Origin of the sequence: Weeksella virosa DSM 16922, assembly GCF_000189415.1 — a bacterium.
Classification (GTDB): Bacteria; Bacteroidota; Bacteroidia; order Flavobacteriales; family Weeksellaceae; genus Weeksella; species Weeksella virosa.
Window position 1 is genome coordinate 1,553,601 of the sequence record NC_015144.1, and the last position, 26,708, is coordinate 1,580,308.

Sequence of the window (26,708 nt, forward strand, 5' to 3'; positions counted from 1 at the left end):
TTTTAACTTAGCTTGCTAACGTAAGCGATAATTTTTTGACAAAAGTAATGAAGAAAAAGGAAACCCCTTTGATGAAGCAATACAACACTATAAAGGCAAAATATCCCGATGCCTTATTGCTTTTTAGGGTAGGAGATTTTTATGAGACCTTTGGAGAAGATGCCATAAAGTGTGCTAATATCCTAGATATTGTTCTAACCAAAAGAGCCAATGGATCAGAAAAAGATAAAGAATTAGCTGGTTTTCCGCATCATTCGCTCAATACGTACTTACCCAAACTAGTAAAGGCAGGTTTACGGGTTGCTATCTGTGATCAGTTAGAAGATCCCAAAACAGCCAAAGGAATTGTAAAACGTGGAGTTACCGAACTGGTAACCCCAGGAGTTGCACTGAATGATGAGGTGTTGAATGCAAAAAAAAATAACTTTTTGATGGCCATTCATCATCAAGATAAACTCTTTGGTGCAGCACTTCTCGATTTATCAACTGGTGAATTTTTGGTATTCGAAGGATCGCAAGTCGAATTAAAAAAAATCATACAAAGTTACCAGCCTTCAGAAATCATTACCCAAAAAAGAACCGTTTATCCATTTATCGAAAATAAAAATATTTTCCAGTTAGAAGATTGGGCTTTCCAGAGAGATTATGCATTAGATAAATTATTAACACACTTCCAAACCAATTCATTAAAAGGTTTTGGGCTGGATGATTCCTCGCTCGGAGTTATTGCTGCTGGCGTTATTTTTGCTTACTTAGACGATACACATCATTTTGATTTGAAACATCTTACACGGCTTCAGAGAATAGATTTATCGCAATATGTTTGGATGGATCCTTTTACAATCCGCAATTTAGAGCTCGTGCAACCAGCACACCCCAAAGGTGTTTCTTTGCTCGATATTCTCAATCAAACGACTACAGCAATGGGTGGGCGTTTACTCAATCACTGGATGGTTACGATTCTCAAAGACCGAAAACTCATCGAAAATCGATTAGCATTTGTAGAATATTTGCTTAAAAAAGATGCTTTGAGAGATGAAATCAGAAATCAACTCAAACAACTGTCAGATGTAGAGCGGTTTGCAGCGAAAATCTCTACAGCGAAAATCTCTCCTAAACAATTGATGCAGTTAGCCGATAGTCTCAAGATAATTGCAGAGATACAATCGACCTGTATCCAACATATAAACACTATTCTTGCTCATTTTTTTTCTTCAGATACCGAACTAGCTCAGATTGCTGATTTTATTTATAAGCAATTATCAGAAGATCCACCACATCTCATTACACGAGGAAATGTCATAAGAAAAGGGGTTTCTAGTGAACTTGATCGTTTGAGAGAGATTCAGTATTCGGGGAAAGATTTTTTAGATAAAATGCGTGATCGAGAAATAGAAAAAACAGGAATTCCTTCTATAAAAATCGCTTTCAATAATGTATTTGGTTACTACATAGAAGTAAGAAACACGCACAAGGATAAAGTACCTTCTGATTGGATTCGGAAGCAAACTTTGGTCAATGCCGAACGTTATATTACCGAAGAACTGAAAACATATGAACAACAAATTCTAGGTGCAGAAGAAAGAATATTGGCAATCGAAACTCAATTGTTTCAAGATTTGATAGAAAAACTAATTGCCAAAATCAATACCATCCAGCAAAATGCACAGCAAATTGCTTTTCTAGATGTAGTTTCTACATTCGCAGAAATTGCATTTCGATTTCAATACCAAAAACCCAGTCTTAATGATGGTTTTGATTTGGACATTCGCAACGGTCGTCACCCAGTTATAGAGCAATTTCTAGATCCTGGAACAGAATATGTTCCAAACGATGTCTTAATCAATAAAACAGATCAGCAAATACTTATGATTACAGGACCGAATATGTCTGGTAAATCTGCTCTCCTTCGGCAAACCGCTCTGATTGTAATTTTAGCACAGCTAGGCTGTTACGTTCCTGCAGATTCGGCAAGTATTGGGATTGTAGATAGAATATTTACTCGCGTAGGAGCGTCGGATAATATATCGTCTGGTGAATCGACTTTTATGGTAGAAATGAATGAAACGGCGAGTATCTTAAATAATATTTCGGAACGAAGTTTGATTTTATTAGATGAAATTGGTCGTGGAACAAGTACGTATGATGGAATATCGATTGCTTGGGCGATTGCAGAATTTTTGCACAACCATCCAACCCGTCCAAAAACCTTGTTTGCAACTCATTATCATGAATTGAATGAAATGGCGGCGACTATGGAAAGGATAAAGAACTTTAATATCAGTGTGAAAGAACTAAAAAACAAAGTTCTTTTTGTTCGGAAATTAGTGGCAGGAGGAAGCGAACATAGTTTTGGGATTCATGTAGCGAGAATGGCAGGAATGCCACAATCAGTGGTGATACGTTCTGAAGAAATACTGAAAGTTCTCGAAAAATCGCACCAAAGTGAGTCGATGAACGATCGAACAAAACAATTATCTGACCAAAATATGCAATTAAGTTTTTTTCAGTTAGATGATCCAATTCTAGAAGCAATTCGTGATGATTTAATTAATACAGATATCAATACCCTAACACCGGTAGAGGCATTGATGAAGCTGAACGAAATAAAGAAAAAAATAGGTAACTAAAAAAAATGCAAATAAAAATAAACTACTATGAAGAAATTTTTTTTAAGTCTTAGTGCAGGATTACTCATAGCATCATGTGCTACAAATCCTGTAACCGGACGAAAATCATTGTCCATCGTCTCGAATGCCCAATTATTTCCACAATCTTTTGCACAATACAATCAAGTGCTAAAAGAATCGAAAGTAATATCAGGAACTAACGACGCAAAAATGGTACAAACTGTAGGTAATCGACTGAAATATGCCGCTGAAAAATATTATCAAGAATTAGGGATATCTAATCAATTGAACGGCTATCAATGGCAGTTTTCCTTATTAGATAACAAACAAATAAACGCTTGGTGCATGCCAGGGGGTAAAGTAGCAGTATACAGCGGAATTCTACCAGTAACCAAGGATGCAACAGGTTTAGCAGTCGTTATGGGACACGAAATAGGTCATGCTTTGGCAGGGCATAGTGCAGAACAAGTTTCTCAAAGAGTGCTTACCGAAATGGGAGGACAAGTACTAGGAACAGCAGTTTCTGGCTCACAATGGGCAAATGCATTAGGCTCTATTTATAGTATCGGTGGATCTACTGTATTATTACGTTATTCACGTACCATGGAGTTGGATGCCGATGTAACAGGCTTGTATTTAATGGCGATGGCAGGTTATGATCCTAACGAAGCAATTAACTTCTGGGAAAGAATGTCAAAAGCAAGTGGAGGCGTGAAACAAAGTGAATTCTTCAGTACACACCCAAGCGATGCTACGCGTATTGCAAAAATTAGAGAATCTTTACCAAAAGCAATACAAATGTATAATGCAAGCCCCTACAAAGGAAAATAAAATCTCAGAAAAGAATCTGAGAAAAGAACAAGAATTTTTATAGCGTTGACATTATTTTATCAACGCTTTTTTTGTATATTGATTCAAAATCAAACTTGCAAAAAATGAATAATATAAAAGATGTCCGTATCAAAACGTATATGGATTATAAAAAGGCTTATCAAGAAAGTGTACAAAAACCAGATTTTTTTTGGGATCGAATTGCTTCTAAATTTTACTGGCATCAGAAATGGTCAAAAACATTCGAATATGATTTTGATAAAGCCGAATTCAAATGGTTTTTAGACGGGAAACTTAATATTACCGAAAATCTATTAGACCAACAACTGGTCACCAACGGAAACAAAACTGCCATCATTTGGGAACCAAATAATCCATTAGAAGAAACCAGAATCATAACCTATAAACAATTGCATTACCAAGTATGTAAGTTTGCTAACGTGCTGAAAAATAATGGTGTGCAAAAAGGTGATCGTGTATGTATTTATATGCCAATGATTCCAGAATTAGCCATTGCAATGCTCGCCTGCGCAAGAATTGGTGCAGTACACTCTGTAATTTTTGCTGGCTTTTCGAGTTCGGCAATCGCAAGCAGAATAAACGATGCACAATGCAAAGTATTGATTACTGCCAATGAAGTCTTTCGAGGAACGAAATCGGTAAATCTAAAAGCTATTTGCGACGAGGCACTGAAAGATACACCCTCAATACAATCTGTTATTGTGTACCGTCGTGCAATCGAGCCAACAGTTATGGTAGGCGGACGTGATAAATTTTGGATAGATGAAATGCATAAAGTAGACGCCGAATGTTCGGCAGAAATTATGGATGCCGAGGACCCTTTATTTATTTTATACACGTCGGGTTCTACAGGAAAGCCAAAAGGCATGGTACACACATGCGGCGGTTATATGGTCGAAGTTGCATATAGTTTCGATAATATTTTTCAGATGGATAATCAGGATATTTTCTGGTGTACAGCCGATATCGGTTGGATAACTGGCCATAGTTATATTGTATATGGTCCGCTTTTGTGTGGAGCAACAACCGTAATGTTCGAGGGAATCCCGAGTTATCCAGATTATGGACGATTTTGGGAAATTGTAGAAAAATTAAAAGTAACCCATTTCTATACAGCACCAACAGCAATTCGTTCCTTAGCAAAACAAGATATTTCGTATGTCAACAAGTACGATTTATCTTCTATCAAAGTACTAGGTTCTGTAGGAGAGCCCATTAACGAAGAAGCTTGGCACTGGTTCAATGATCATATCGGGAAAGGGAACGCACCCATAGTAGATACTTGGTGGCAAACCGAAACAGGTTCTATCCTGATTTCTCCTTTAGCAGGGATAACCCCCACTCGCCCTACTTTTGCAACTTTACCATTACCCGGTGTTCAACCTGTTTTGATTGATGAAAATGGAAATGTTCTAGATGATGAAAAAGCAGAAAAAGCCGAAGGTCGTTTGGCAATAAAATTCCCTTGGCCATCCATTGCAAGAACCGTATATGGCGATCATCAACGATACAAAGAAACTTATTTCTCTACCTTTCCTGGATACTATTTCACGGGAGATGGCGCTTACCGCGACGCAATGGGAAATTACCGAATCACCGGTCGAGTAGACGATGTAGTGATAGTCTCTGGACATAATTTAGGTACAGCACCGATAGAAAATGCAATCAATGAACACGAAAAAATTGCCGAAAGTGCTGTGGTAGGATATCCGCACGATGTGAAAGGGAATGCTCTGTATGCTTACGTCATTTTACATGATAAACAAAAAGGAACTGAAGAACTGGAAATAGAAATCAAAGAATTGGTATCCAAAACAATAGGTCCGATTGCCAAACCAGATAAAATACAATTTGTTTCAGACTTGCCTAAAACAAGAAGTGGCAAAATCATGCGAAGAATCCTACGGAAAATTGCATCCAACGAAGTCAATGACTTTGGTGATACTTCGACACTTGTAGATCCTACGATTATCGAAAGTATATTAAAAGATGCTCAAAACTAACAGTAACCAGATTATGCAAAACAGGTAAACAGTGAGAGAGAATTTTCACTGTTTTTTATTACGAAACGATAAACAACAGAACATTTATCGAATCACGTAATAAAGTAAAATAATCAGAAAGCGTCTAATTGTATATAAATATTATTATTTTTGATTCATGATAGAAATAGATCCAAACCTTAATCAATATTTAGAAAAGCATACCAATGAAGAGCCCGATTTGTTGCGAGAACTAATGATAGAAACCCACCAGGCAACCACCCAACCTCACATGGCGTCTGGGCATTATCAAGGGCGGATATTGAGTATGATTTCTAAGCTTATTCAACCCAAAACTATACTCGAAATTGGTACGTTTACGGGTTATGCAACCTTGTGTTTGGCAGAAGGTTTGGCAGAAAATGGTAAAATAATTACCCTCGATATCAATGACGAACTAAAATATATTGGTGAAAAGTATTTTGAAAGGTCTCCCTATAAAAATCAAATCGAATATCGAATCGGCCCTGCTTCAGAGCAAATGAAGACTATCGAAAAAGAAAGTCTCGATCTTGTTTTTATTGATGCAGACAAGCAAACCTACCCCGAATACTATGAATGCTCGATAGATTTATTGCGAAATGGTGGCGTGATTTTGATGGATAATGTGCTATGGTACGGAAAAGTGTATGATGAAAATGCAAACGATAAACGAACAGTAATTCTTAGAGATCTTAACGAAAGAGTTGTCAAAGATAGCCGTGTAGAAAGTTTAATTTTGCCTGTTCGTGATGGTATTACTTTAATACGAAAAAAATGAATTTTGGGGTTTGTCGAGTGAGTGTTGCGCCAGTACGTGCATCAAATTCAGATTCATCAGAAATGGTGACGCAATTGCTTTTTGGTGAAAAAGTAGAAGTTCTACGAACCGAAAAAAAATGGTTAAAAATAAGAAATGCTTTTGATAGTTACGAGGGTTTTGTAGATCCTAAACAAATACTTTTTATAGAAGAAAAAGAATATTATCACTTGCAATCAACTTTTTTTGCAAGCGAAACATTCAATTTTTCTATCGAAGAAGGCTTGCCGTTGACTTTGCCTTTGGGAGCGGTTTTGCTAAATTTACAAGAAGGTAAAATTCATTTTGGAGGAAAATATTTTGACTATTTAGGGGAGGCAGCAACAGATACTCAGCCTAAATCTTCTATTCCTTATATCGCCAAAAATTATCTCAACGTACCATATTTGTGGGGAGGTAAGTCAACCTATGGTATCGATTGCTCGGGATTGGTGCAACAAGTCTATAAGCTTTCTGGAGTAGCTTTGCCAAGAGATGCATATCAACAAGCCGAAATGGGAGAAGTGCTGAATTTCTTAGAAGAAGCCGAAGCAGGAGACTTAGCTTTTTTTGATAATGCCGATGGAAAAATTATCCATGTCGGTATTGTTTTAGAGGATAAAAAAATTATCCATGCACATGGAAAAGTAAGAATTGACCCTCTGGATTCGAACGGAATTTTCAATACCGATTATCAAAATTATTCTCACAAACTTCGGATACTGAAGAGAGTCCTTCTCTAATTTTATCTTTACCAACTCTAGAAAAATTAGCCAGAAAAATTTCGCATCAAAAAAAATCAGATAAGACAACAAAGCCTTGTTACTTATAAACAAGGCTAGTGTTTTATAGCAATTCTTTGTAAAAGAAGAATTTAGACCAATCCAGCTCTTTTTAGTAAAGCTTCGTTGCTTGGTTTCTGACCTCTAAAATTTTCGTATAATGTCATAGGATCTACCGTTCCGCCACTCGACAATAAAGTGTAAAATTTTTGTGCAATTTCTTGGTTGAAAATCCCATTTTCTTTAAAATAAGCAAACGCATCTGCATCTAAGACTTCTGCCCATTTGTACGAGTAATAACCAGAAGAGTACCCGCCCTGGAAAATGTGTGAAAACGAAACACTCATATTTGTATTTTCAACGATAGGATATAGCTGGGTGCTTGCGAATGATTCCTTTTCGAAGACTTCTATCGACGATTTAATTGTGTCCGACGTAGCATGATATGCCATGTCTAGTAACCCAAAACTCAATTGTCGTATGGTCTGATAACCTTCTAGAAAGTTTGCGGCTTTTTTCATTTTATCGATCAGTTCTTGCGGGATAATCTCTCCTGTTTGATAATGCTTTGCAAACAGTTGCAATGCTTCTGGCTCATAACAAAAATTCTCATAGAACTGTGAAGGTAACTCTACAAAATCCCAAAACACATTAGTCCCGGCTAAACTTGGGTAATGCGTATTGACCAACATCCCATGTAAAGCATGCCCAAATTCGTGAAACAAAGTTGTAACTTCCATGAAGTTTAGCAACGATGGATGACTGTCTGTAGAAGGTGTAAAATTACAAACAATCGAAATTTGTGGTAATTTTCTTTCACCGTTAACTACTCCTCCGTTCTGAAAAGAAGTCATCCAGGCACCAGATCTTTTCCCGGCCCGAGGAAAAAAATCGGCATACAGTAAACTAATTTTTTCATCGTTGCGATAGACATCAAAAACTTGTACATCTTTATGGTATACATTTACCTGATGATTCTCTTCAAACCGAAGACCGAACAACTTATTGGCAACAGCAAAGGCACCATCGAGAACATTTTCTAATTTGAAATAGGGTTTAAGTTCTTCTTCGGAAAAATCAAAACGTTCTTGTTTTAGTTTTTCAGCAAAATACGAGTGATCCCAGGGCATTAGCTTGTCGATATTCTCAGTTTTTTTTGCATACGCGGCCAACTCTTCAATTTCTTTTTCGGCAAATGGCTTTGCTTTTCCTAACAAGTCATGAAGAAAAAACAAAACATTTTCGGGCGATTTAGCCATTCTCTCTTCCAGTACATAGGCTGCATGGGTCGGATAACCCAAGAGATTAGCTCGCTGTTGACGTAAAGTAATTATTTTTTTGACGTTTTCTTCATTGTTGAATTCATTGTCTTGAAAAGCCTTTTTTCCATTGGCTAAATACATTTCTTTTCGTCGTTCACGATTTTTGTTGTACTTCATAAAAGGAATGTAGCTAGGTGCTTGAAGTGTAAAAATCCAACCATCTTTTCCGCTTTCTTTTGCTGTATTTGCTGCTTGAGCAAGCACAGCTTCTGGCAAACCTTGTATGTCTTCTTCTTTTGTCAGATGCAAAGTGTAGGCATTGGTTTCTGCCAAAACATTTTGCCCGAATGTTAGAGATAGTTGTGCTAACTCTTTTGAGATTTCTTTTAATTCAACTTGTTTTTCCTTTGGTAAGTTGGCACCATTTCGAGCAAAAGCTCTATATTTTTGTTCGAGTAAATAGCGTTGTTCGTCTGTAAGTTCTAATTGATCTTTTTGTTCGTACACTTTTTTTATGCGCTCGAACAATTGTTCATTTAATAAAATATCATTCGAAAACTCAGACAATAAAGGCGAAATTTCTTGTGCAATTTGTTGCATCTCGTCATTGGTTTCGGCTGAATTTAGGTTGAAAAAAATAGAGCTTATTTTGTCGAGTTGGACTCCCGAATTTTCTAAAGCATCGATGGTATTTTCAAAAGTAGGAGATTCTTTTTGTTCGGCAATGATCAAAATTTCAGCCCTCGCTTGTTCGATACTTTTCTCAAATGCTGGCAAATAATCGTTTAGGTGTATTTTAGAGAAAGGAGGTGTATCAAAATTTTCTAAAAGAATATTCTTCATGATTTTTTAGTTTTTTTAGTGAAATATTCAAAAGTTAATCCAAACCACTGAGCCTGCCAAAAAGACAATGTTGCGTTTTGGGTCGAGATGGCTTTTCGATCGTTTATATTTGGATGAAATACTAATTAGGGTAGCAAACTTGGATTGATATCGAAAATATTCTCGTTGATATATTTCTGGATAAACTCATCGCTAAAATTCTCGCTTCCCATCAAAAGATTATTTTGCAATATAGTTTTGATGTCTAGTTTCTTAAAAGCAGCCAGCATTGGTTTCGAGATTGCTTTATAAGAAAAATGCCAAGGTTCGTAACGGAAACCTTTACGGTCTGTTGCGTTGGTGTAGACCAAGTAAAAACCAAAATTTTCTGCATTTTCATCCAGCCATTTTTTGAATTCGTGCATTTGTCCACCTTCATTAAAATGTTTTTCATTCAGCGGATCTTTTGGGTAGCCTTTGCTAATGTCGATAATATCCAAATCTGTTCCCCAATGATGACGAGATGTTCCAGGAATAGTCGAATATTCGATGATTTTATTCAAATTATCAATCGGCTTCATTTTTTTGCTAATATTTGCTTTGTATTTTCGCTCCCAAATACCGTTTTGATAATTGTAATTCCGATAACTCGAAACCACTACGATTCTGAAGCCCGCTTTTCGAGCTTCTTGGCTCATGGCTTCGAATGCTTTGGCGACTTCCGGTCGTAGTTGATAATCTTTTCCTACCAAATCTAATTTACTTTTCCCTATTAATTCATCCATACTAAAATGTTGTTGCTCTATATTTACCGTATCGAGGGTTTGAGTATTGTCAACCTCTATTACAGATTGATTCTCTGTTTTTTGTGCACAACTTGGTGTGATAGCAAGGAGAGAAAAACCAAGAAAATAAGGGTATATGGTAGGTTTTATTTTCATATATCAAATATTTACTGTGCGTAAAAATACTATTTCGGCAGGATTATTTTTGCGGGATAGTTGTTAATTATATTGTAAATATCTCATTCTACCGAAAACCATTTCTATAATATCTCGAGCAAAGTTGCTAATTTTGCAAGGCTTGCTAGAATGATGAGCAAAAAGAAATTGTAAATTTTTGATATGAGAAAATATCTTCTTTACGCGATTGCTGCCGGATTACTTTTGGCATTGGCTTGGCCTTCTAAGGGATTTCCATTGTTGATTTTTTTTGGTTTTGTACCTTTGTTGTTGGCCGAACATCGGATAACGCAAAGATTACAATATAAGAAGAAAGCTTGGTCGATTTTTGGGTTGAGTTTTTTAGCATTTTTTATATGGAATGCAATTGTTATTTGGTGGTTGCATTATGCTCAACAATACGATGCAGATGGTAATTTGCATGATTCGTGGGTTGCCTATTTGGTACCGGTTTTAGCTAACAGCTTATTGATGAGCATCGTTTTTGTATTGTATCATTTAGTGAAAACAAAGGCGGGGAATTTTTATGGAATGATTTTTTTACCCGCAGTATGGATGTCATTCGAGAAATTTCATCTCAATTGGGAGTTGTCTTGGCCTTGGTTTAATATTGGGCATGCCTTTGCTTCGTATTATAAATGGGTTCAATGGTACGAGTATACAGGAGTTTTTGGTGGAACGCTTTGGGTATTGATTGTCAATCTTATCGTGTTCTATTATTACACAGCTTATAAGAATAAAAAAGATAAAAAATATTTCAGAAAACTGCTAATGTATGCAGGGTTATGGATTGGGCTTCCGATTGCTTTTTCGTATTTTATGTACCACAACTATACAGAACAAGGCGAAGAAGTAGAGGCTGTGGTCTTACAACCTGCTTTGGATCCATATACCGAAAAGTATCAAAAGGATCGTTTTGTTATTTATCAAGAACTGATCCAGTTAGCAGACAAAGTAGTAACCCCACAAACACGTTATGTAGTAGGTCCAGAAACAGCCATTCCGGGTTCGGGGCCAGGTTTTGTGTTGGATGAAATAGAACACGATCCGCTGATTCTACAATTGAGAGATTGGACAAAAGAACATCCGAAAATAAATGTAGTAACAGGTGCAGAATTGATGCGTGTTTATCCGATGAAGGAATTAGCAACAGAAACTGCATCTTTATACGGAAACACGATGCTGTATTACGATGCGTTTAATTCGGCTATTCAAGTAAATGCAAAAGACGAGTTAGACTTTTATCATAAATCGAAATTAGTAGTAGGCGTAGAACATTTCCCGTATATTAAATATCTCCGTCCTATTTTAGGAAATATTATGTTGAATTTTGGTGGGACTGTAAAAACGCTAGGAACGCAGCCCCATGCAAGTGTCTTTAGAAATTCGATCGACTCTACGGTTGTGGCACCTGTTATTTGTTATGAATCTATTTATGGTGAATACGTAACCGATTATGTGAAAAAAGGAGCAGATGTTATCTTTACGATGACCAACGATTCTTGGTGGGATAACACCGATGGACATAGACAATTACTGTTATATGGCAATTTGCGAGCAATCGAAAATAGAAGAAGTATCGTACGTTCTGCCAACTCTGGAATTTCTGGATTTATTAATCAACGTGGTGATATTGAGTCTTTTATCCCGTATGGTGAACGGGGAGCTTTAAAAGGAATCGTAAAAAAGAATGAAAAGTTAACTTTTTATAGTACCTTTGGCGATTATTTAGCACGTATAGGATTATTGGTAATGGGGATTATTTTAGCCTATACCATAGCTCAGAGGCTACTTACAGGAAATAAAAGAAAAATTTTTAATAAATAACTAACAAAAACGTTGTTAAAGTAATAAATATTTTGTTACTTTGCACTCCGTTTAAAAATAAGACAAGAGGAAAGATGTCAAAGATTTGTCAAATTACAGGTAAGAGAAGATTAGTAGGAAATAAAGTTTCTCATGCTAATAATAAAACAAAACGCACTTTTGAAGTGAATTTGTTTAAGAAGAGATTTTATTTGCCAGAAGCAGATGAATGGATAACATTGCGCGTTTCGGCAAATGGTTTGAAAACGATCAACAAATTAGGTGTTGATGAAGCAGTTAAGCGTGCACGTAAAGAAGGTTTAATTAAATAAAAAAAACTGCCATGGCAAAGAAAGGTAATAGAGTACAGGTAATTTTAGAGTGTACAGAGCATAAAGAAAGTGGTATGCCAGGTATGTCTCGCTATATCACTACTAAGAACAAAAAAAATACACCGGATCGTATTGAGTTGAAAAAGTACAACCCAGTGTTGAAAAAATATACTCTTCATAAGGAGATCAAATAATAAAATTTTAGACAATGGCAAAAAAGACGGTAGCAACCCTACAAACAGGGTCTAAAAAAATGACTAAAGTAATCAAAATGGTAAAATCTCCGAAAACAGGAGCTTACATTTTTGTAGAAAAAGTTGTTGCAGCTGATACTACTGGTGATTTCTTCGCTAAGTAATCAGCGTAGTATATATTTAAAGGTTTTTAGAGCTGCCTCAATTGGCGGCTTTTTTTTGTGCATTAGTTTAGTTATATTCGTAGTCTAAATAGCGTTTCTACATGAGCTGGTTCAAAAAAATACTTGGTAAAGAAAGTAAAGAAAAACTCGATGAAGGTTTAGAAAAATCTAAACAATCTCTATTCGATAAAATCTCTCGCACAGTCGTAGGTAAATCTAAAGTAGATGATGAGGTTTTAGATGATTTAGAAGAAGTACTAATCTCTTCGGATGTTGGTGTGGAAACCACGGTGAACATTATTCGAAGGATAGAAGAACGCGTTGCTCGTGATAAATATGTTTCAACTTCCGAACTGAATAAAATTCTTAGAGAAGAAATAGCTGGACTTTTAGCAGAAAATAATATAGACGATACAGACGGATTCCAGATTCCTAAAAAAGATCACCCTTTTGTTATTATGGTAGTCGGGGTGAACGGAGTTGGTAAAACGACCACAATCGGGAAATTAGCCGCACAATTCAAAGCCAAAGGATTGAAAGTCGTTTTAGGGGCGGCTGATACGTTTCGTGCTGCAGCTGTTGATCAGTTGGTGATTTGGGCCGAAAGAGCAGATGTACCTATCGTGAAACAAGCAATGGGGTCTGATCCTGCTTCTGTTGCCTACGACACAGTACAATCTGCTGTTGCACAAAAAGCCGATGTGGTGTTGATAGATACTGCAGGACGATTACATAATAAAGTAAATTTGATGAATGAACTGACCAAAATAAAACGCGTAATGCAAAAGGTAATTCCAGATGCACCGCACGAAGTTTTGTTGGTTCTCGATGGATCTACTGGGCAAAATGCTTTTGAGCAGGCCAAACAATTTACCCAAGCTACTGAAGTGACTTCTATGGCTGTGACCAAATTAGACGGTACAGCGAAAGGGGGCGTAGTGATTGGAATTTCTGACCAATTCAAAATCCCTGTAAAGTACATAGGAGTTGGCGAAGGTATTCATGACTTACAAGCCTTTAATAAAATGGAGTTTGTGGATTCGTTCTTCAAACAGGTGAAATAAAATTTTAGAACTATTAAATACCAATTAAGCTTCCTTTACGGAGGCTTTTTTGTGTGTAACGTATTCGCTTTTAAACGTTAATGATTTACTAAAATTGGTTTATTATTATTATTATTGTAATGACATTAACATGTTGATAAGGAAATTCTAGCTTTAAAAAATCATCATACAAATCATTAATAATAAAAAATTAAACAAATGAAAAAAATGATTTTCGCTGGTGCGTTATTATTATTTGGAACATTTGCATTAGCAAATGTAGAAAATGTAAAATTAGACCCTCCTGAAATCTATATGTATTGAAGTAGAAGGCCCATGTGGTATAGTTGGAACCTTTTGTGAATTTGAAGGTACACCGATCAATACTGAAGAGGTTGCCGATTTTGGAGAGTGGATGTGTGAAGATTAAATTAATTCGCTACTTATTTTGTGAAAGGATTATATAAATGATTATGCTGAAAAAATATTCTATACTACTATTTGCATTATTTACTACATTGGTTTTTAGTCAACACAACCAAGAGATACTTGTTGAATACGAATATACCTTTGTGGAAGATTCGTTGAATCGAAATAATGTGAAATCGGAAACGATGCAACTTTATATTTTACCTGAGCAAACTGTTTTCATAGGTAAAAATTTATACATTAGAGATTCTATTCATCATCACAGAACAAATAACAACTTTGTCTTGAAGAATGCTGTGAACGGTGTGATAAAGGTAGATGCGATAAATCAAGGAATACCCAAAACAGACCTTAGGTACAGAATTATTCATGCTAGAGGAAAAGATAACTATACGATACATACTACCTTGGGACCTACCAAATTTTCTTTCGACGACCAAATGGAGCTTTTGGAATGGAAATTATCCAATGAACGAGAGGTTTTTTTGGGATACAACATTCAAAAAGCAGAAGTACAAGCATTTGGTAGAAAATGGGAGGTTTGGTACACCGAAGACATTCCTTTGTCGTATGGACCTTACAAATTTCATGGTTTACCAGGCTTGATTGTCAAAGTACAAGACAGTGAACGCTTTTTTAGTTATGAGTTGAAAGGGTTGAAAAAGTTAAACTATCAACCTGAATTTCATGTGTCAGAAAAAACGTATCACATCAGCAAGAAAGATTACACGGACTTTGTTGCGAAATATGAAGCAAATCCTTTGGAGTCGTTAAACTTTATAAAGTTTTCTGTACAGAATGAAAATGATTTTCTTCAAAGAAAATTGCGTGTGATTGAAAAGAACAACAACTTTATAGAAAAGGATTTAAAATTAAGATTGAAATAAAATGAAACTATTTTGGGGTATAATTTCTAATCTTTAAATATATTAACCATCGCATTATTTTAACATCTTTTGAAACTAAACTTATTCATCGTCTTACTTTTCATTGCCTCGCAACTCTTTGCTCAGCTTTCTGTATCAGGAAGCATAAAAAACGAAGAGGGGAAACCCATTGCAGGCGCCAATGTAATCATATCGCCCATTGATCAAGATCTAACTCTTGCGTTTGCTATTACGGATAAAGATGGCAAATACACCTTGTGGTTGGAGGAGTCGATACATGAATTGTACGAGGTAAAAGTAAGGGCATTCAATTATGCATTTGTGTCGGATTTAATAAACGAATCGTCAGAACATTTTGACTTTGTTTTGACCGAAAAACCCATCGAACTCCAAGAAGTGAAAATCAAGGCATCGCCCATTCGAAAACGGGGCGACACCATTGCGTACGATGTTAGCAACTTCAAAGATATACAAGACCGCAGCATTGCCGATGTCATCAAAAAAATGCCTGGTATAGAAATCGAATCTTCAGGTCGAATCTTGTATCAAGGTGAGCCTATCAACAAATACTACATCGAAGGCTTGGATTTGTTGGGCGGACGATACGCACTGGCTAACGAAAATATGAGTGCCGATGCAGTAGATAAGGTTCAAATCTTAGAGAATCATCAACCGGTGAAGATTTTAGATAGTTTGGTGTACAGTTCTAGAGCGGCGCTGAACATTAAGCTGAAAGATAAAGTGACGTATTCGGGAAAGGCAGAAATTGGCGCAGGTTTTTCACCTACTTTGTATCAAGTCAATTTAACGCCGATGATGTTTACCAAAAATCAACAGGTTTTGGCATCCATTCAATCCAACAATAGAGGTGAAAATCTTCAACGTCAAATCAATGTATTGTCGTTGGAGGATTTGTTGAATGATAATGAAAAATACGTCAACAACAGTTGGTTGTCGATTGCAGGAGTGCAAACCCCACATTTCGAATCCAAGCGATGACTACATAATGCGGCAACCTTGGGTACTTGGAATCAATTGATTCGCATAAAAAAAGATATTGAATTGCGAGTGAATGTTGATTATCTCAACGATTATCAACAACACCAAGGCGATACGCATATCGAGTATTTTTTACCAACAGGAAATCTTGTGCTAAATGAACTGAAACGCAATAATTATCAGCGCGAAACCCTGAAAACCAAATTCACTTTACAACAAAACACCCAGAAAAATTATTTCCAAAATATTTTAGAGTTCAAAGGGGATTGGCACCGCGATCATGGATATTTGACTGCAAATTCTGAATTTGTAGACCAATTGTTGTCAAAACCCAACAAAGAATTTTCGAATCAACTGAATTGGATTAAAACATTTGGCAAACAATTGGTTACCTTCAAATCGTTGATCGCTTACAAAGATTACCACGAACAATTGTCCATTAAGCCGGGTGTTTTCATCGATGTTGTCAACGATGAAGAGGCCTATGATTTAGCCACACAAAATTTGTTGTACAAACGTATGAAAACCAATCATTCGGCGGAATTTACCAAACGTCTGACAAGAACATTGACTTGGCAATCTAAGCTTGGAATGGAGTACACTTGGTATGAATTGAAAAGTGATTTTTCTACCAATGAAACTTTCAATAATTCAGAATTTACGAACAATAATCAATGGAAAGTTTTGCGTCCTAATTTTGAAAACAGCCTTGAATACAAAAAAGGGGATTTTCGTTCGCAATTGGTGTTGCCTTTACATTATTACAACCTCAGCAATCAGGATAATATAAACGATTTGGATACAGAATATGCCAAAGTATTTCTTCAACCTCGTTTGAATTTTAATTACAATCTCAGCAATTATTGGAACCTCAACCTGAACAATGCTTACCTTGCGAATTTTGGAAATCCTCTGAATTTCCATCGTGGATATATTCTCTACAACTACAATACTTTGCGTAAGAACTGGAGTGAATTGAATGAAACCGAAAGTTGGCGTAGCCATCTACGATTGAAGTACGAAAATCCCATACGCTCCCGTTTTTTTCATTTAATCTACGCTTTCGATTGGAATCAAAACGATCTGATTTACCGTTACCTTTTTGATGAAAATGCATCGTCGATGGTTGAAGCTGTGGCAAAGAAAAATTACAAAACGAACCACAATTTCAGTTCAAAGATTTCCCAATATTTTTCCCGATATAAAACAAGTTTTGAGTTGAATGCCAGGTACAGTAATGTGAAGAGACAACATTTGTTGAATGAAGATTTGGTGGATGGTTTGCATCATTTTCTCACAATGGGCGCAGGTCTCAAATTTAGATATTTCTCAAGTTTTACCCTGACTTATGATTACAGTCGGTCGCAAAATAATCATCGTTTAACCAATCAAACTTCGAAGGTAGTTCAACAAAACCATCAAGCATCGTTGCATTATTTTCCGCATCCTCAGCATAATTTAACCCTACGAATGGATTATGTTCAAAACACTCGTCCCCATAAGTCTAACACGCTATTTGGTGATTTTACCTATCGCTATACAATGCAAAAAAGAAAAATTGATGTCGAGCTAAGTGTTTACAATTTGTTCAATGAAAAGGTGTTCAATCAAACTCAATTCGATCAATATTACCAAATGCATTATCAGTATCAATTGCGCCCAACACAAGTGATGTTGACGACACGGTTCAATTTTTAGAGTTTTTTTTTATCTCCTACCGCAACGCGGCAGATGAACAAGCTTCGATTTGCGGTATGAGTTTTTCTTTCTCATATCGATGTGTTTCTTCTTGCAGAGGAAGAATGTTTGGTGAAAATTAGTCAAAAAAAAATAAGCTATTCGTTAGATCATAGCTTATTTATATTGGTTGGATATTATTTAAATCTTACTCAGAAATGCCAAAGTATCTATACCATCTGCATAATCAGTCAAGGTAGGATGTTGGGTTTGTCCAAAATCAACACGATTATCCAAGTTTAATTTACTTACCACACATTGGATTTCTTCTTCGTGATTTTTTAGCGTCGTTTTCACGTCTTCTAAATCATCGTACAATTCATAATGCAAAACCGCAATCGGACTGTGAAGAGCTTCATCTTCTTTGATCAAAACAAAATTATTATCATAGAATTTATCTTTGCTCAATAAATAAATCGCACGGTTATAGTCGTAATTATTTGCATATTTAGTTTGTTGTACGATGTTTTCGCCCCAAGGAAAAATAGCTTCTATCAATTCCTGAATTTGAGTTTCTTTTTGGGTATAAATTTTTGTAACATTCCGACAACCTAATCCAAAGTATCTAAAGAAATCTTCCCCCAAACGCATTAAATCTTCTTTGCTTTCACTTCCATCAAGTACAGCAACCGACGTTCTGTTTTTTCGGATAATATGCGGAACCTGAGAAAAATAATGTTCGAAATAGCGCGCTGTATTGTTGCTTCCGGTTGCAATCACCGCATCGAAATTTTCTAAACGCTCTACTTTTTGGATTCGATTTTTAAATTCTTCATCAATCGATTGTAAATAGTGAATCACCAAATCGAGCAGTTTTTCGTCTTTAGAAGAAGGTTTCACCAAAGCACGATGACCAAAAAGTACCACAGACAAAAGATCATGAAATCCGACCAAAGGTAAATTTCCAGCCATGATAATTCCGACATTTTTAGGTGTATCGGGCAAAGAGTAAAGAGTAATCCAATCGGATAAATTCTTTTCAGTTAATGCATCTGCCCAGTTTTGCATGGCAAAGTGTATATTTTCTTGTGTAAACCAATTGTTGTGTGCTTCTGCATCTCTACATGCTAAATTTGCATCCTCTTTCCAGTACAAAAATTTATGCAACAGTTGTTCGTTTTTAGGTTGTTCCTCTCGAGTTAGGAAATTAAAAAACTGACCTAGTTCATCAAAAGCCGAAATCCTTTGGTTTAATGTCATAATTTATAAAATTAGTAGTAATTTTGTAAATGCAAATTTAAGAATTAAATACAGAACAGATGGCTATTATTATTACCGATGAATGTATCAATTGTGGAGCTTGTGAACCAGAATGTCCGAATAATGCAATTTATGAAGCTGCAGTCGATTGGAAGTACTCTGATGGCACAAGTCTTACAGGTACCATTGTTAATGTAGATGGAATTACGTTTGATGCTGATGCTGTTCAAGAGCCTATAAGCGACGAAGTATATTACATCGTACCCGATAAATGTACCGAGTGCAAAGGTTTCCACGAAGAGCCTCAATGCGCCGCTGTTTGTCCGGTTGATTGTTGTATCCCAGATGACGCACACGTTGAGAGTGAAGAGCGCTTATTACAAAAACAAGCTTTTATGCACAACGAATAATCCTCTTACATACCAAAAAAAACCTCGTTTTCTAAGAAAACGAGGTTTTTTTATTTTATAAAATATATTTATTTTTAATTCTTAAATGTTTTTAGAAGCAAATATTTTCGGCTATAGAAAAACAGATTTTTGGTAAGGTGAATTAGAGGCGTGTATATTTCCTTTTTCGGTACCAATTAGCAAGCGCTCCAACCAAAAGAATAATAAAGGTAGGGATTAAAAGGTTTTTCATTTGCCAACTTTTCTTTTCCATTACAACTTTCGATTCACTCAATTTCGGGGTCTGAAGTTGTCGATTTCTCAACGCCAAGAAGTCTTCATTCCCCAATAAATAGTCCATCGTGTTCATCAAAAATGTTTGGTTCGCATAAGTTTTGGGTGGCATATTTGGGTTGTCTGGACGCATCGAGTATTTATCCTCTCCTAAGCGCATTGGCATACCTCGCCAAAGATTATTCTTCAGAACATCACCGTCAGAAATAACAACCATTTTGCCGTCTTTTGTTGCCCCTCTGTAATTCGGGAATTCTTTACGCTCATAGCGCATCGCATACGCAGAAGAGAAATCTCCTTCTATCAAAACTGCCATCGGAATTCTACCCATTTTATACTCTTCAGGGTTCTCGATATTGACTTCGTTTAATTGGATAAAATTGAGTGCAGGTTTTAGGGTGGTCTGTGCCGAACTTGCTAAAAGTACAGTTGGTTTGATGTTTTTATTGGGAATTATCTCGATCGGATTTGCAAACTGAAATAATACAGGATCAATCGATTGTGTTATAGGGTTATCTTCTGCTCTTGTGCCTAATTCGAAATATGGCCACGGATAATAATTGTAACTTGTGTTTCCGGCAGTTTCTCCATCGGCAAGCACAATTGGCGAGCCGTTAAGATCTTTGATAATCATTGGATGAATACGTATTCCGTAATTGAAGAGAAAATCATTGAGCTGTAAATCTCGGGGGAAAGCCACAATTTTTCCGCTTCGGAAAATAGAATCCATTTCTGCATCGACTGTTTCTACTGCCCAGAGTGTTTTTCCGCCATGCATAATGTATTGGTCAAGCACCAGTTTGTCCATCTCGGTAAAAGGTAGGGTAGGTTTTGCGATTACCAACGCATCGAATTTCCGAAGACTATCGAGATCGGATGCTTGCAATGTCATACTTTTATTAATGATTGGGTTCAGGTACACACCCACGTCATATTTATCCGCCAAAGCACGTCCAAAACCATCTATTTTGTTTTCGGGTAATTCATCATGATGGACAATTAAACCAACTTTTTTTCTGTTTTTACTTGTGATTTGTTGAATTTTATCGGCAAAAAGATATTCTAATTTTTCGGATGAAGCTTGTGGCAAACTCTCGAAAGTAATCGATGGATCATTGATCAAGACTTCCATCCAACGAGTTTTTTCTTGATAAGAAATCTTCGCATAAGGGTAAACATTCAGGATACCTTTGTCAGTTTTGATAGGAGCGGGAGAAAGGTGAGCTTCTTCTTTTTCGGTCTCAGAAATATCTATCGGGTCGAGGAAAGTATAGGTTAAGTTTTTATTGCGTTCTTGTAGCTCGTCTAATAAAAACTGAATATCATTGCGTAAATTTCTGTAGTCTGCGGTGAGTTCTCCACCAAGTAATATGTCGATATGCAAAGGAGAATCTAGACTTTGTATCAAACTTTCAGATGTCGAGCTTAATGTATATCGCTTGTCTTGCGTAAGATCGTATCGATGAAAAACAAAAAATCCTACTATCCAGATCAAAAGTAAACCGATAATGTAGAGAAAAGAACGATATTTTTTCATTATGATTTTCTTTTTTTGAGTTCGATAATTTGCATAGTTGCGAATATGAAAAATGTAGAAAGTATAATAAAATACAAGAACGATCGTGTATCGATTACGCCTTTTAGGAAAGATGTGAAATGCGTTTGAGCACTCATTTTTAGTACATAATAATCGATGTTCCCTAATAAATTATAAGATGCCAAACCTTGTAATCCGAAGTAGAGAATAAAGTTAATAAACACGGCCAAAACAAAGGCAATGACCTGGTTGTTGCTTAGCGAAGAAGAGAGGAGACCGACGCTAGTGAATAGTGTCCCGATCAAAAATATACCGATATAGGCAGAAAAAAGAATGCCGTAATCGATGTTTTGTTCTGGTATTACCAATTGCTGTAGGCTATAAACATAGACAAAACTCAGCACCAGCAAAAAAACAAGTACCGATAAAACGGCGAAAAATTTTCCTAGTACGATTTGTTGTGTGTTTATAGGTTGCGTAAATAGCCACAAAAGGGTTCCGTTGTTTTGTTCTTCTGCAATGAGTTTCATGGTCAGGGCAGGGATTAATAATAGAAATACCCACGGAGCGATAATAAAGAAAGGGTTGAGAGAAGCTAATCCGCTTTGGAAAATATTGTATTCTTGATCGAAAAACCAAAGAAATAAACTGCAAATTAGTATAAAAACAAAGGCGGCAATATAGGCTGTGAAACCTAAAAAAAAATGTGAAATTTCTTTCTTATAAATGGTAAACATAGATAGATTTTATTTTTTGTGCCGATTGACAATTTTCACAATCGCCATGATTAGAATTCCAACTCCAAAAAAACTAATTACTGCCCAAACCCAATTTTTGGCAAAATCTGTTTTTTGGATTACCGCAAATACGACTGCAAAGAGAATAATAGTTGCAACTTCATTCATCATTCGTAGTCGAACAGAAGTATAACGGAAAATATTGTTTTGTATTTCTCGTAATGTTTTCCAACACCAATAATGATAAATAAAAAGCAAAACAACCATAATAAGCTTGAATTTCATCCAAAGCGTATTCATCAGACCAGGATGCTTATACAGCATATTTAGACCCATTACTACAAGAATTATAAAAGCAGGCACAGTGATAACATTCCATAGCCTTTTCTCCATAAAAGTAAATTGCTTTTGTAGAATTTCTTTATCCGGAGAGGGGAGTTCTTGTGTGTCGGTATGATAAATCATTAGTCGGACAATATAGAAAAGTCCAGCAAAATAACTAACGACAAAAATAACGTGTAATGCTTTATATATCAGGTAATTGTATTCCATTTATGTTGCAGGCATATTAAGGATCAATAAACTCAATAAGAATGTTGTCACCTTTTCTTAATCCCATCAATTCATTGGCAGGAGCAAACTGTGACGGATTGCTGTTGTAGGTGGTGATTTCTAATGAGCCAGCACTATTGAATAAACAAATTGGTCGACCATTAACAAAAACTTCTTTTTTGAAATCGGTAACAATATCGAAATAATGATCATGTATTTGATTGATTTCGATAGCTGTAAAATTTTCTTTTCGCAGGTTAATTCTAAAGTTGCGATTTTGTGCATGTTGATCGAAAAACTTTTTAGTAATATTCGTTATAGCATTGCCAAAATGATCAATGTAAATGATATTTCCTTGTATTATGCGATCATCACGATAGAGCGGATTTAGATTATTGTATTTTAAATAATCGGTTCGTGGATTGCCAACCAAATTCATCACACCACCACGAGCCAAATGACAAGCTACCGGAATAAATATGTCTTTTACCGGACTCAGCCCATCAATCGCTTCAGGATTAATATTGATTTCTACAATTTCGTCGGGTAGTTTATCATCACACAACAACGAAATAAAACCATTATCAGCACCTATAAAGTAATGACCATCAAAAAAAAAGCACATTGGCTTGTATTTGCGATGTAACAATGCATTTACCCCTACAATATGGATAGTCCCTCTCGGAAAGTTAGGATAAGCTTTTTGTAGAATATAAGCCGTTTCAGTGATGTCATAGTGGCTTATTTCATGAGAAATATCAACAATTACACTATCCGGTAATTCACTTAGAATACGACCTTTTAACGAGGCTACAAAGTAATCTTTATGTCCGAAATCAGTAGTTAATGTTATTATTGACATTTTATTTATAATAGACAACAAATATATTGCTTATTTTTGTGTTAGATACAATAAAAAAATGATTCACTTTTGACAGAAATTACATTAGAACTTACCGAAATTAATGCGCAAGACTTTTATGGCGCCAATAATGAGCACCTTAGACGCATAAAAGAATACTTTCCTAAACTAAAAATTATTGCCCGTGGTAAAAAACTTACTGTCGTAGGAAATGAAGAACTTCTACAGGCTTTCGAAAAGAAAACTGCACAGATAATTAAACATATACAGCATTATAATCGACTTTCTAATCGAGATCTAGAGATTATCATGACTTCAGATTTGCAAGAAGAAAAACAAATGGTAATCCACGATGATATTATTGTACATGGTGTAAGTGGAAAAATCATCAAAGCGCATACGCCTGGCCAAAAAGAATTGGTAAGCAAAGTGCATAAAAATGATATGGTTTTTGCAATTGGGCCAGCCGGAACTGGGAAAACATATACCGGCGTTGCCTTGGCTGTGCAAGCTCTGAAAAACAAAGAAGTAAAACGAATTATCCTTACACGCCCTGCTGTAGAAGCAGGAGAAAGTTTAGGATTTTTACCTGGAGACCTCAAAGAAAAACTAGATCCCTATTTGCAACCATTATACGATGCATTGAAAGATATGATCCATTTCGAGAAACTAGCATCCTATATAGAAAAAGGTGTGATAGAAGTAGCTCCTTTGGCTTTTATGCGAGGACGAACGCTCGATGAAGCTTTTGTTATACTGGATGAAGCACAGAATACCACACATTCTCAGATGAAAATGTTTCTGACTCGAATGGGGAAAAATTCTAAGTTTATGATAACTGGAGATCCAGAACAAGTAGATTTACCACCAAAACAAAAGTCGGGTTTACGGGAAGCAATTTCTATACTGAAAAATGTAAAAGATATAGGATTTGTATATCTAGACGAAAAAGATGTAGTTCGACACAAATTGGTTAGAGATATTTTACACGCATACAAAATGAATGAAGACCGAGAAAGAGAACTGATCCAAAAAAAAGAATCGTAGAGAAAAATTCAGGCAATAAAGAAAACTTCTTTTTATAAGTACTCCCCAATAAATAATATGATGAAAAAAGCCTTCTTGACCAAGAAGGCTTTTCCTGTTTTTTATTGATAAACATGCATGTAAAAAAAACTTCCGAAAAAAATTATCTCATCCCCATTGATCTCTATCAAGACTTCTATATTGTATGGCCTCTGCAATGTGCGTACTATTAATATTTTCGGCGTTGTCTAAGTCGGCTATCGTTCTAGCAACACGTAAGATACGATCATATGCCCGAGCAGAAAGGTTCAATCTTTCCATCGCAATTTTTATTAAATTTTTCGATTGCTCATCGAGCGAACAAAATTTATCTAACTCTTTTGTGCCGATCTGTGCATTGTAATGGATATTCAACCCTTCATACCGATCAATTTGTAGCTGTCTTGCTTTTAGCACTCTTGCACGAATAGTTGCACTTTTTTCACCATTTCTTTCCTTTGATAAATCATCAAAAGGAACCGGATTTACCTCAATATGCAAATCGATTCTATCGAGCAATGGTCCAGAAATCCGATTCATATAACGTTGCATTTCGGCCAAGCTCGAAGTATTCTTAGGATCATCAGCAAAATATCCACTTGGGCTGGGATTCATCGAGGCAACCAACATGAAACTAGCAGGGTAGGTAACGGTAAATTTAGCACGCGAAATCGTAACTTCTCGATCTTCGAGCGGTTGACGCATTACCTCTAAAACAGAACGCTTGAATTCTGGCAGCTCGTCCAAGAATAAAACACCGTTATGAGCCAAAGAAATTTCGCCCGGTTGCGGATACGAGCCTCCTCCTACCAAAGCAACATCCGAAACCGAATGATGCGGCGAGCTGAATGGGCGAATAGTTATCAGACCATTTTTTGGTAATTTTCCTGCAACGCTATGAATTTTTGTTGTCTCTAAAGATTCTTCGATACTCATCGGTGGTAAGATAGAGGCAATGCGTTTTGCTAACATGGTTTTTCCGCTTCCTGGTGGCCCGATTAGGATGATATTGTGTCCACCTGCGGCAGCGATTTCCATTGCTCGTTTTACATTTTCCTGTCCTTTAACATCCGAGAAATCATATGGATAGTTTTCGACCAGTTGATTGAATTCACTTTCAATATCCACCCGATGAGGTTCTAGTTCAGCTTCGTCATTCAAAAAATCAATTAAAGTTTTAATGTTTTCAATGCCATAAACTTTCAACCCTTGCACAACCGAGGCTTCATTTGCATTTTCTTTTGGTAAGATAAAACCATCAAAACCATCGAGTTTTGCTTGTATTGCAATAGGTAGGGCTCCCTTTATCGGGCGTAGAGAGCCGTCTAGAGATAACTCGCCCATAATGATATAGCGATCAAGATGATCAGTTTTTATTTGTTCTGATGCTGCTAAAATACCGATCGCAATGCTCAAATCATAAGCAGAACCTTCTTTTTGTAAATCTGCTGGAGCCATGTTGATGGTGATTTTTTTACCAGGAATTTTATAACCTACATTTTTTAGCGCAGCACTAATCCGAAAGTTGCTTTCTTTTATTGCACTATCGGGCAAGCCAACAAGATGATAACCGACTCCATTGTCGATGTTAACTTCTACAGTAATCATTTTAGATTCGACACCAAAGATGGCGCTTCCGTAAACTTTTACCAACATAGTGTGTGATTTTGTTCTAAATTAGTTAAAATTTATGGTCGCTCGCTAAGAAATTGAAAAAAAAGCTAGGCTATAGAGTAGGAATGTGTAAATTTACATCCTTTTTCTGGTGTATCAAGAATTTGTTAAACTTTGAGAGGAGGATAAATTAAAGAACTATCCATCAATGGAATTAAAAAATATATCGTTCCAGTATAAGGAATATTCGAACAAGGAAAGTTTGCCAAGCCAATTGAACTTATTGGTAGAAAAGGCATTATTAATCTCTAAGCAAGCATATGTGCCCTATTCTAATTTTCATGTTGGTGCAGCATTAGAATTAGAAAATGGAGAAATATTTTCAAGTACTAATCAAGAAAATGCTTCTTATCCTGTAGGAACATGTGCAGAGCGAGGATTGTTGTTTTATGTAGCATCACAATATCCTACCGAAAAAATAATCCGTTTGGCTGTTTCTTCAGAAGATTTAGCACAACCTCTACCGCCATGCGGGATGTGTAGGCAAGTAATCTTAGAGTATGAAAAAAAACAAGGAAAATCAATCGAGATAATTTTGTCAGGTAAGAGTGGTAAAGTCTATGTATTACCTTCTGCGGCAAGCTTATTACCTTTGCATTTTGATGAGAAATATTTAGAACCTTAATAATTGGGAATTTATCTAGCAAACACTTAAATTTGTTGGGTGAAAAGTGTGT

General features: G+C 36.1%; 24 protein-coding genes. 16 read left to right on the forward strand and 8 right to left on the reverse strand.

The genetic code is table 11. From position 1 onward, the window contains the following. Positions 1–47: 47 nt before the first annotated feature. The 5 genes from mutS (at position 48) to WEEVI_RS07570 (ending at position 7,045) form a co-directional block, all read left to right on the forward strand. Positions 48–2,630, forward strand: coding sequence for a DNA mismatch repair protein MutS (gene mutS / locus WEEVI_RS07550; RefSeq protein WP_041942130.1), 2,583 nt, complete (start codon positions 48–50; stop codon positions 2,628–2,630). Between the two features lie 27 nt (positions 2,631–2,657). Beyond that, entirely contained in the window at positions 2,658–3,461 is an 804-nt protein-coding gene (locus WEEVI_RS07555; protein WP_013598559.1) for a M48 family metallopeptidase, read from the forward strand. 104 nt (positions 3,462–3,565) lie between these two features. Beyond that, positions 3,566–5,485 (forward strand): acetate--CoA ligase, encoded by a 1,920-nt coding sequence (acs, locus tag WEEVI_RS07560; RefSeq protein ID WP_013598560.1) that lies wholly within the window; start codon positions 3,566–3,568, stop codon positions 5,483–5,485. A 157-nt stretch (positions 5,486–5,642) separates the two neighbouring features. Beyond that, entirely contained in the window at positions 5,643–6,284 is a 642-nt protein-coding gene (locus WEEVI_RS07565) for an O-methyltransferase (RefSeq protein ID WP_013598561.1), read from the forward strand. Beyond that, on the forward strand, positions 6,281–7,045 hold the full coding sequence (locus tag WEEVI_RS07570; protein ID WP_013598562.1) for a C40 family peptidase: 765 nt from the start codon (positions 6,281–6,283) through the stop codon (positions 7,043–7,045). Before WEEVI_RS07565 ends, WEEVI_RS07570 begins: the two co-directional genes overlap by 4 nt. Before the next feature lie 131 nt (positions 7,046–7,176). Here WEEVI_RS07570 and WEEVI_RS07575 read toward each other — a convergent pair whose 3' ends face one another. Then, positions 7,177–9,189 (reverse strand): M3 family metallopeptidase, encoded by a 2,013-nt coding sequence (locus WEEVI_RS07575; protein WP_013598563.1) that lies wholly within the window; start codon positions 9,187–9,189, stop codon positions 7,177–7,179. 125 nt (positions 9,190–9,314) lie between these two features. Beyond that, complete coding sequence (locus tag WEEVI_RS07580; protein WP_013598564.1) at positions 9,315–10,109, reverse strand: M15 family metallopeptidase; 795 nt, start codon at positions 10,107–10,109, stop codon at positions 9,315–9,317. 183 nt (positions 10,110–10,292) lie between these two features. Here WEEVI_RS07580 and lnt point away from each other — a divergent pair, with 183 nt between their 5' ends. The 8 genes from lnt (at position 10,293) to WEEVI_RS07615 (ending at position 17,682) form a co-directional block, all read left to right on the forward strand. Beyond that, positions 10,293–11,957: an apolipoprotein N-acyltransferase gene (gene lnt / locus WEEVI_RS07585; RefSeq protein ID WP_013598565.1), complete on the forward strand. Its 1,665-nt coding sequence runs from the start codon at positions 10,293–10,295 to the stop codon at positions 11,955–11,957. Positions 11,958–12,031: 74 nt separating this feature from the next. Then, on the forward strand, positions 12,032–12,268 hold the full coding sequence (rpmB, locus tag WEEVI_RS07590; protein WP_013598566.1) for a 50S ribosomal protein L28: 237 nt from the start codon (positions 12,032–12,034) through the stop codon (positions 12,266–12,268). An 11-nt stretch (positions 12,269–12,279) separates the two neighbouring features. Next, a complete protein-coding gene (gene rpmG, locus WEEVI_RS07595; protein WP_013598567.1) occupies positions 12,280–12,462 on the forward strand; it encodes a 50S ribosomal protein L33 in 183 nt (60 codons plus the stop codon). Between the two features lie 14 nt (positions 12,463–12,476). Then, entirely contained in the window at positions 12,477–12,626 is a 150-nt protein-coding gene (locus WEEVI_RS11170; RefSeq protein ID WP_013598568.1) for a DUF4295 domain-containing protein, read from the forward strand. Positions 12,627–12,727: 101 nt separating this feature from the next. Beyond that, the gene (ftsY, locus tag WEEVI_RS07600; protein WP_013598569.1) at positions 12,728–13,690 is read left to right on the forward strand and encodes a signal recognition particle-docking protein FtsY; all 963 of its coding nucleotides are present in this window, start codon (positions 12,728–12,730) and stop codon (positions 13,688–13,690) included. Positions 13,691–14,136: 446 nt separating this feature from the next. Further along, positions 14,137–14,985 (forward strand): GLPGLI family protein, encoded by an 849-nt coding sequence (locus WEEVI_RS07605; protein WP_081448705.1) that lies wholly within the window; start codon positions 14,137–14,139, stop codon positions 14,983–14,985. A gap of 69 nt (positions 14,986–15,054) precedes the next feature. Next, positions 15,055–15,984 (forward strand): TonB-dependent receptor, encoded by a 930-nt coding sequence (locus WEEVI_RS07610; RefSeq protein ID WP_041942131.1) that lies wholly within the window; start codon positions 15,055–15,057, stop codon positions 15,982–15,984. An 18-nt stretch (positions 15,985–16,002) separates the two neighbouring features. Next, the gene (locus WEEVI_RS07615) at positions 16,003–17,682 is read left to right on the forward strand and encodes a hypothetical protein (RefSeq protein WP_041942132.1); all 1,680 of its coding nucleotides are present in this window, start codon (positions 16,003–16,005) and stop codon (positions 17,680–17,682) included. A 180-nt stretch (positions 17,683–17,862) separates the two neighbouring features. Here WEEVI_RS07615 and WEEVI_RS07620 read toward each other — a convergent pair whose 3' ends face one another. Continuing rightward, positions 17,863–18,921, reverse strand: a complete 1,059-nt coding sequence (locus WEEVI_RS07620) for an acyl-CoA reductase (protein ID WP_013598572.1) — start codon at positions 18,919–18,921, stop codon at positions 17,863–17,865. A 59-nt stretch (positions 18,922–18,980) separates the two neighbouring features. Between WEEVI_RS07620 and WEEVI_RS07625 the strand changes: the two genes are divergently transcribed. Further along, a complete protein-coding gene (locus WEEVI_RS07625; protein ID WP_013598573.1) occupies positions 18,981–19,331 on the forward strand; it encodes a 4Fe-4S dicluster domain-containing protein in 351 nt (116 codons plus the stop codon). 142 nt (positions 19,332–19,473) lie between these two features. Here WEEVI_RS07625 and gldG read toward each other — a convergent pair whose 3' ends face one another. Genes gldG through WEEVI_RS07645 form a run of 4 tightly spaced genes read right to left on the reverse strand, consistent with a single transcriptional unit; the run spans position 19,474 to position 23,292 of the window. Further along, the gene (gene gldG, locus WEEVI_RS07630; RefSeq protein ID WP_013598574.1) at positions 19,474–21,141 is read right to left on the reverse strand and encodes a gliding motility-associated ABC transporter substrate-binding protein GldG; all 1,668 of its coding nucleotides are present in this window, start codon (positions 21,139–21,141) and stop codon (positions 19,474–19,476) included. Continuing rightward, positions 21,141–21,878, reverse strand: coding sequence for an ABC transporter permease subunit (locus WEEVI_RS07635; protein WP_013598575.1), 738 nt, complete (start codon positions 21,876–21,878; stop codon positions 21,141–21,143). Before WEEVI_RS07635 ends, gldG begins: the two co-directional genes overlap by 1 nt. Before the next feature lie 9 nt (positions 21,879–21,887). Next, on the reverse strand, positions 21,888–22,430 hold the full coding sequence (locus WEEVI_RS07640) for a CopD family protein (protein ID WP_013598576.1): 543 nt from the start codon (positions 22,428–22,430) through the stop codon (positions 21,888–21,890). Between the two features lie 16 nt (positions 22,431–22,446). Further along, positions 22,447–23,292: an SAM hydrolase/SAM-dependent halogenase family protein gene (locus WEEVI_RS07645; RefSeq protein WP_013598577.1), complete on the reverse strand. Its 846-nt coding sequence runs from the start codon at positions 23,290–23,292 to the stop codon at positions 22,447–22,449. A 69-nt stretch (positions 23,293–23,361) separates the two neighbouring features. On the opposite strand from WEEVI_RS07645, the gene WEEVI_RS07650 reads away from it, so the two are divergent. Then, positions 23,362–24,339, forward strand: coding sequence for a PhoH family protein (locus WEEVI_RS07650; protein ID WP_013598578.1), 978 nt, complete (start codon positions 23,362–23,364; stop codon positions 24,337–24,339). Between the two features lie 147 nt (positions 24,340–24,486). On the opposite strand, the gene WEEVI_RS07655 is transcribed toward WEEVI_RS07650, so the two are convergent. Beyond that, the gene (locus WEEVI_RS07655) at positions 24,487–26,013 is read right to left on the reverse strand and encodes a YifB family Mg chelatase-like AAA ATPase (protein ID WP_013598579.1); all 1,527 of its coding nucleotides are present in this window, start codon (positions 26,011–26,013) and stop codon (positions 24,487–24,489) included. A 166-nt stretch (positions 26,014–26,179) separates the two neighbouring features. On the opposite strand from WEEVI_RS07655, the gene WEEVI_RS07660 reads away from it, so the two are divergent. Then, entirely contained in the window at positions 26,180–26,656 is a 477-nt protein-coding gene (locus WEEVI_RS07660) for a cytidine deaminase (RefSeq protein ID WP_013598580.1), read from the forward strand. Positions 26,657–26,708 lie beyond the last annotated feature (52 nt).